At 61.8% G+C, this 6,812-nt stretch carries 7 protein-coding genes and 1 tRNA gene; 2 read left to right on the top strand and 6 right to left on the bottom strand.

Annotated features, from left to right (window positions below; all coding sequences use genetic code 11):
- Position 1: 1 nt before the first annotated feature.
- Positions 2 to 77, bottom strand: a tRNA-Gly gene (locus QZ501_RS14465).
- 318 nt (positions 78 to 395) lie between these two features.
- On the opposite strand from QZ501_RS14465, the gene QZ501_RS14460 reads away from it, so the two are divergent.
- On the top strand, positions 396 to 1,406 hold the full coding sequence (locus QZ501_RS14460; RefSeq protein ID WP_295720502.1) for an NAD(P)-dependent alcohol dehydrogenase: 1,011 nt from the start codon (positions 396 to 398) through the stop codon (positions 1,404 to 1,406).
- A 1-nt stretch (position 1,407) separates the two neighbouring features.
- Here QZ501_RS14460 and QZ501_RS14455 read toward each other — a convergent pair whose 3' ends face one another.
- The 5 genes from QZ501_RS14455 to QZ501_RS14435 form a co-directional block, all read right to left on the bottom strand.
- Entirely contained in the window at positions 1,408 to 2,511 is a 1,104-nt protein-coding gene (locus tag QZ501_RS14455) for a TOBE-like domain-containing protein (protein ID WP_295720499.1), read from the bottom strand.
- Positions 2,511 to 3,347: a sulfate ABC transporter permease subunit CysW gene (cysW, locus tag QZ501_RS14450; protein WP_160899152.1), complete on the bottom strand. Its 837-nt coding sequence runs from the start codon at positions 3,345 to 3,347 to the stop codon at positions 2,511 to 2,513. Before cysW ends, QZ501_RS14455 begins: the two co-directional genes overlap by 1 nt.
- Positions 3,344 to 4,219, bottom strand: a complete 876-nt coding sequence (gene cysT, locus QZ501_RS14445; protein WP_295720496.1) for a sulfate/thiosulfate ABC transporter permease CysT — start codon at positions 4,217 to 4,219, stop codon at positions 3,344 to 3,346. The genes cysW and cysT overlap by 4 nt, the downstream gene beginning before the upstream one ends.
- A gap of 17 nt (positions 4,220 to 4,236) precedes the next feature.
- Entirely contained in the window at positions 4,237 to 5,268 is a 1,032-nt protein-coding gene (cysP, locus tag QZ501_RS14440) for a thiosulfate ABC transporter substrate-binding protein CysP (RefSeq protein ID WP_295720494.1), read from the bottom strand.
- A 174-nt stretch (positions 5,269 to 5,442) separates the two neighbouring features.
- Positions 5,443 to 6,045, bottom strand: coding sequence for a DUF924 family protein (locus QZ501_RS14435; protein WP_160899150.1), 603 nt, complete (start codon positions 6,043 to 6,045; stop codon positions 5,443 to 5,445).
- Between the two features lie 129 nt (positions 6,046 to 6,174).
- Here QZ501_RS14435 and QZ501_RS14430 point away from each other — a divergent pair.
- On the top strand, positions 6,175 to 6,812 hold a 638-nt coding region (locus QZ501_RS14430), incomplete at its 3' end, for a TIGR01777 family oxidoreductase (protein WP_295720491.1).

Below are 6,812 nucleotides of genomic sequence, written 5' to 3'. Positions count from 1 at the left end.
CTGGAGCGGGAAACGAGATTCGAACTCGCGACATCCACCTTGGCAAGGTGGTGCTCTACCAGCTGAGCTATTCCCGCCTTGTCTGTCGGGAGCTGCTTTGCCCCCAACAACGGCTGTGTATTGTACTCATGCGCAGCCGGGCGTCAATAGATCTTTTCAGATTATCCACCCGCAAAGGGTGTCCTGTTTCATTTCGAACCCCAGCCTTTCAGGCCTGAAGGCCGGACCGTTTCCCTCGCTGCCCTCACTGTCCACAGCCCGCTGTTTTCACAGATGAAGTCCGGTAACCGGAAAATGGCATGAAGCATGCGTACTGAAGACGCTGGATCAGTGGCGCAGGCGGCACAACAACCTGTATAACCGCTCCATTCATTCGCGACACGGGAACCACCATCATGAAACAGATCCGCCTCGGCTCATCATTCGGCACGGACAACCTTGAAGCCCACACCTGCGCTACCCCTACCCCAGGCCATGGCGAAGTGCTGATCCGGGTCAGGGCCGCATCGCTCAATTACCGCGACTGGGAGGTCATCAATGGCCAGTACCACACTGTCTACGGGCCTGGTCTGATCCCGCTCTCGGATGGCGCTGGCGAGGTTGTGGACACAGGGCCGGGTGTCAGCGCCTTCCGTGTCGGTGACCCTGTTATTGCCAGTTTCTGGCAGGGCTGGCACTCGGGGCCGCTGGCCGATTCACTACGCGCGGAAACACTCGGCGGTCCACTGGATGGCATGCTGAGCGAATACCGTGTACTGCCACAGCAGGGTCTGGTCAAAGCCCCGTCACATCTGGATTTCGCCCAGGCCGCCACCCTCCCCTGCGCCGGGGTCACCGCATGGCAGGCGCTGGTCACTGAAGGCAGCATCCGAGCGGGTGACCGGGTATTGGTACAGGGGACCGGTGGTGTCTCGATGTTTGCCCTCCAGATCGCGCGGATGCACGGTGCCCAGGCCATTGTCCTGTCCTCAAGCGATGCCAAGCTCGCACTCGCCCGGCACCATGGCGCCACAGCAACCATCAACTACCGCAGCACGCCGGATTGGGCTGATGCGGTCATCGCTGCGACGGACGGTCATGGAGTCGATCACATCCTCGAGGTGGGAGGCCCCGGCACCTTCGCCCAGTCACTCTCAGCCCTGGCCGTCGGCGGCCAGATCAATGTGATCGGGTACCTGGGCGGGAAACAGGGGCAGATCAACCCGCTACAGATCCTTCAGGCCCACGCCAGGGTGCGCGGTATCGCGGCGGGGCCTACCAGCACACTGGAGCACCTCTGCAACGCCATTGAGCACAACGCAGTCACACCGGTCATCGACCGTGAGTTCGACGGGATGGCGTATACGCAGGCCCTGAACCACCTGACCTCCGCCCAACACGTCGGCAAGATCGTACTGAACCTGTGAGCTACCCGGCCGATTCATACCAGCTCAGGGTTTTCGGCTCACTCAGGTGATCGCAGAACAGGTGGCCCACATCCGGCACCGCGTAGCAGCGGTCGCCGCGCCTGGGCTGGCGGGCATTGAACGCGCTGTGGGTGATGCCCACTTCCCAGAGTTCCTCGGACTCCCAGCCATCCGGCCTCAGCTCGACGCGCACCTCGGCGCCGATGACGTTGATCGCCTCGATCCGGAATGGCAGATGGGCATCCCGTGACGGCTCCTGGGTCAACCTCACTTCATGAGGGCGCAGGTAGAGCTCAGCGTCATCGTCATCACAGCTCTCGGGCAGTCTCACCCAGGCCCCTCCCTGACGCAGTACGCCCCCGGAGATCGCGCCGGAAAGCGCGTTGACCTGCCCCAGAAAATTGAACACAAAGCGGCTGTCCGGTTGGGAATAGAGCGCCAGCGGCGAATCCACCTGCTCCACCCTCCCCTGACGCATCACAACGACCTGGTCGGAGAGCTCCAGCGCCTCCTCCTGGTCATGGGTAACGAACACACTGGTGAAATGCAGCTCGTCATGCAGCGAGCGCAGCCACCGCCGGAGCTCCTTGCGGACCTTCGCATCGAGGGCGCCAAAAGGCTCATCCAGCAGCAGGATCTCGGGGCGCTTGGCCATGGCCCTTGCCAAAGCAATACGCTGTTTCTGGCCACCCGAGAGCTGGGCGGGATAGCGCCCGGCCAGGTGATCGAGCTGGACCATTTCCAGCAGCTCACGTACCCGCCTGCGGATTTCCCGTTTCGAGGGGCGCTCGCGGCGCGGCATCACTTTCAGCCCGAAGGCCACATTCTCGGATACGGTCATATGGCGGAAGAGCGCATAGTGCTGGAACACGAAGCCAACACGCCGCTCACGCACATGCAGGCCTGTCACATCCTCGCCGCTGAACAGGATGCGCCCGCGGTCCGGGTTCTCAAGCCCGGCAATGCTGCGCAGCAGCGTGGTCTTGCCGGAGCCCGAAGGCCCCAGCAGCGCCGTGAGCTGACCGTCCGGAATCGCCAGGTCGATGTCGCGCAGCGCCTGGAACTGTCCGAAAGACTTGTTGATCCCGTCGATTTCGATCGTCATCAGAACTCCTCAGACCGACTCTGACGCCATTCCACAATGGTTTTGACGGCCAGCGTGATCAGTGCAATGCCAGCCAGCAGGGAAGCCGCGGTGAATGCCCCCACAATGTTGTAATCCTGGTACAGCAGCTCAACATGCAATGGCAGCGTGTTGGTTTCGCCACGAATGCTGCCGGAAACCACAGACACTGCCCCAAACTCACCAACGGCCCGGGCATTGGTGAGAATCACCCCGTAGAGCAGCGCCCAGCGGATGTTGGGCAGCGTGACACGCCGGAACAGCTGCCAGCCGCTGGCGCCCAGCACCACTGCAGCCTCCTCCTCATCCCGGCCCTGCTGCTGCATCAGGGGAATCAGTTCCCGGGCTACGAAAGGGCAGGTCACGAAAACCGTCACCATCACGATGCCGGGCCAGGCGAACATCAGCTCCACGTCATACTGCCCGAGCCACTGCCCTGCCCAGCCGTTGCTGCCGTAAAGCAGCAGATACAGCAGCCCGGCGACCACCGGCGACACCGCAAAGGGAATGTCGATAAGGGTTGCAAGCAGCCGGCGCCCGGGAAAGCTGAAGCGCGTCACCAGCCATGCCAGAAACACCCCGAACACGGTATTCAGCGGCACGGTCAGCAGCGCCACAAACAGGGTCAGACCGATGGCATGAAGCGTGTACTCATCCAGGATGTTGCCAATGTAGCCGGCCCACCCCTGGGCGAGAGCCTGGGTAAAGATCACCACCAGCGGCATGAACAGAAACAGGGCAGTCAGGACCACGGCCAGCCCGATCAGGATCCGGCGAATCACAGGTCCATCACCGACGCGGTGATGCTTCGCACTCATCCCCGACCTCCGTGCAGACGCTTCAGGTAACGCCCCTGCCAGACGTTGATGGCCAGCAGCAACAGCAGCGACACGCCCATGACAACCGACGCAATGGCGCTGGCCGCCGCGAAGTCATATTCCTCAAGGCGCACGAAGATCATCAGACTGATCACCTCGCTCACATAGGGGGAGTTGCCGGCAATGAACACAACGGCGCCATACTCGCCAAGGCTGCGCGCGAATGACAGACCACCTCCGGTCACCAGCGCCGGCCACAGCACCGGGAACAGAATGCGGCGGAATACAGTCCAGTCGGAGGCACCCAGGCTGACCGCCGCCTCCTCGTCCTCAGGCGGCAGTTCCTCCAGCACCGGCTGAACCGTGCGGACCACAAAGGGCACGCTGGTAAAGGCCATGGCCACCACAATCCCCAGCGGCGTGTAGGCAACCGCGATGCCGAACTCCGCCAGGACGCGCCCGTACCAGCCGTTTTCCGAGAAAAGGGTCGCCAGGGTAATACCCGCCACCGCCGTCGGCAGAGCGAACGGCAGGTCCATGATGGCATCCAGAAGGCGCTTGCCCGGGAACTCATAGCGCACCAGCACCCAGGCCATCAGCAGACCAAACACGCAGTTGAACAGCGAGGCCGCAAGCGCCGCCATAACAGTGACCTTGAAGGAGGCCACCACCCGCGGGTCAGTCACGACAAACCAGAACTGCTCCCAGCCCATGCCCGCGGTGTGGATCACCAGCCCGGAGATCGGCAGCAGCAGCACAAGACTGATGAAGAACAGCGTAACGCCGAGGCTCAGGCCGAACCCCGGCAGCACACGCCTGGAAACAGGCACGCCCGCGCGCCGCGGACGTACCGATTGGTCGGTGTCAGCCATGGATCAGACGGGTACTCCTAGCGGCGCTGAAGCTGATCCAGCTTGCCGCCACTGGAGAAATGCGTCTCCATGGCGTTCTGCCAGTCGCCGGCAATCTCCTGGATGGGCATCAGCTTCACGTCCGGGAACTGATCCGCCACTTCCTCTTTCACGGTCTCGTTGTGCACCCGGTAGTTGAAGCCTGCAAGCATGCGCTGGGCCTCTTCGGAATAGAGGTGTTCCAGATAGGCTTTGGCGACTTTCTCATTGCCCTTCTTCTCAATGTTCTCATCGATCCAGGCAACCGGGAACTCGGCCAGGAAGCTCACCTCGGGAACCACTACCTGAAGGTTCTCCTCCGGGTTGAGCTCCGGGATGTTCATTGCCTCGGACTCGAACGTCATCAGCACATCCCCCAGACCACGCTCGACGAAAGTGGTGGTGGCGCTGCGGCCACCGGAGTCAAACACCTTCACATGGCCCAGAAGGTCACTCATGAAGCCATCGATCCGCTCCTGGTCATCCCCGAATTCATTCTGGGCATACCCCAGGGCGGCCAGATAGGAGTAGCGGCCGTTGCCGGAAGTCTTGGGGTTCGGCATGATCAGTTCCACGTCCTCACGCACCAGATCATCCCAGTCCTCAATGTTCTTCGGATTTCCCTCGCGCACCACGAACGCCATGGTCGAGTAGTAGGGCGAGCTGTTGTTGGGCAGCCGTGATGCCCAGTCTTCCGGGATCAGATTGCCGCGCTCAGCGAGAATGTTCACGTCGGTGACCTGATTGTAGGTCACCACATCCGCATCCATGCCCTGCAGAATCGAACGGGCCTGCTTGGACGAACCGGAATGCGACTGCTTGATGCTGACCGTCTCGCCGGTTTTCTCTTCCCAGTGCTCGGCAAAGAGCTTGTTGTACTCAGCGAAGAGTTCACGGGCGATGTCGTAGGAGGAGTTCAGAAGCTCCCGGTCCTGAGCAGAGGCGGGGCCAGCCAGCAGAAGCGCCATCGCCAGCACACTGAACCACAGCCCCAAACGGGCCTTCAGGGTCACTACGGAATCATTGGGCATCGTCGGAAAACTCCCGGTTAGTCCTGAAAAGGATATTCACAAAAGGTATATTGAGCGGCTTAATTCAGCGCGCAAAGAATAAGCGACAGCACATCAATCAACAATGGCCTGCATAGACGATTTTCGATTTTCATTGGAACCGGCGGTTATAGGGCTGCCTGCTGCCGCCACCGTCTACTGGCCAAAGGTGGCGCCCCCTTCCAGGAACGCCACTTCGGCAGCCGTGCTCCGGCGGCCCAGTACCTGGTTGCGGTGCGGGAAACGCCCGAAACGCTCGACGATCTGCGCGTGTTCGCATGCACTCCGGTGGAACGCGCTCAGCACATCCCGCAGGCGCCCCTCCGCGGTTTTCTCCAGCTGCTCATAGAGTGCAACCCCCTCGCGCTGGATCTCACGGTTCTCGGCGTGCTGGTACGGCATATAGAAAAACGCCCGCTGGATGCGGGGGAGCGCGAGCTCACGCCCCTGGGCCACACCTTCACGTGCCAGACGCTGCGCCAAGGGATCATTACGGAATGCCATGGCGGTACGGCGGTAGATGTTGCGTGAGAACTGATCCAGGAGCAGGATCTCGGCAAGGGCGCCACCGGGCTCGTTACGCCAGTGATCGAGCCCTTCCTCGGAAGCCAGCAGGACCATGGAGGAGAAACGCCGCCGCATGGCCCGGTCGAAACGCCGGCTCTCGGTGAACCACTGTTCACGGTACGCTTTGCCGGGCACCCCTTCGTCATCCAGGGGACCGAACCAGAAATCCAGAATATAGGGCCATTCGAACATAACAGGAGGATATCAACGTACAGCAGGCGCGGCTATGCGGGAATCGTGAACCTTTTCCTGGCCTGCCGCCCCTGCCGATGCCACCATTGAGACCGGTTCAGCATGGATCGAACCCAGCGGGAGAACCCTATGAATCAGCACATCCTGATTACCGGCGGCACCGGCTTTATCGGCCAGCTGCTCTGCCATCAGCTCCACTACGAAGGCCGCAGCCTGACGGTACTGAGCCGGCGCGATGACGCCGAAGTCCAGCGCCTTTGCGGCCGCGTCCAGGTGATACACAGCCTGGACGAAGTGCCGACCATCCCAACCATTGATGCCGTGATCAATCTCGCGGGTGAAGGCATCGCCGAGAAACGCTGGACGCAGAAGCGCAAACAGACCCTCTGGGACAGCCGCATCGCCTTTACGGATGAGCTGGTGTCACAGCTGCAGCGCCGCGCTGCCCTCCCGGAAGCCATGATTTCAGGGTCTGCCGTGGGCTACTACGGGGACCAGGGCGAAGCGGATGTCACCGAGGCCACGGAACCCCGTGACGAGTTCACTCACCGCCTCTGTGCTGCATGGGAAGCATCCGCCACTCGCCTGAGCGGTGATACCCGGGTCTGTCTGTCGCGTACCGGGCTTGTCATCGGCCGTGACGGTGGCTTCCTGCAGCAGATGCTGCCCCTGTTCCGCCTTGGACTGGGCGGGCGCCTTGGCAATGGCCGCCAGTACATGCCGTGGATCCACCGGCAGGACATGGTTCAAGGGCTGATCCACCTGCT

Origin of the sequence: uncultured Halovibrio sp. (assembly GCF_913056445.1) — a bacterium.
GTDB classification, from domain to species: Bacteria; Pseudomonadota; Gammaproteobacteria; order Pseudomonadales; family Oleiphilaceae; genus Halospina; species Halospina utahensis_B.
The sequence above is the reverse complement of the archived record's forward strand: the minus strand, read 5'-3'. Positions and strand labels throughout refer to the sequence as shown.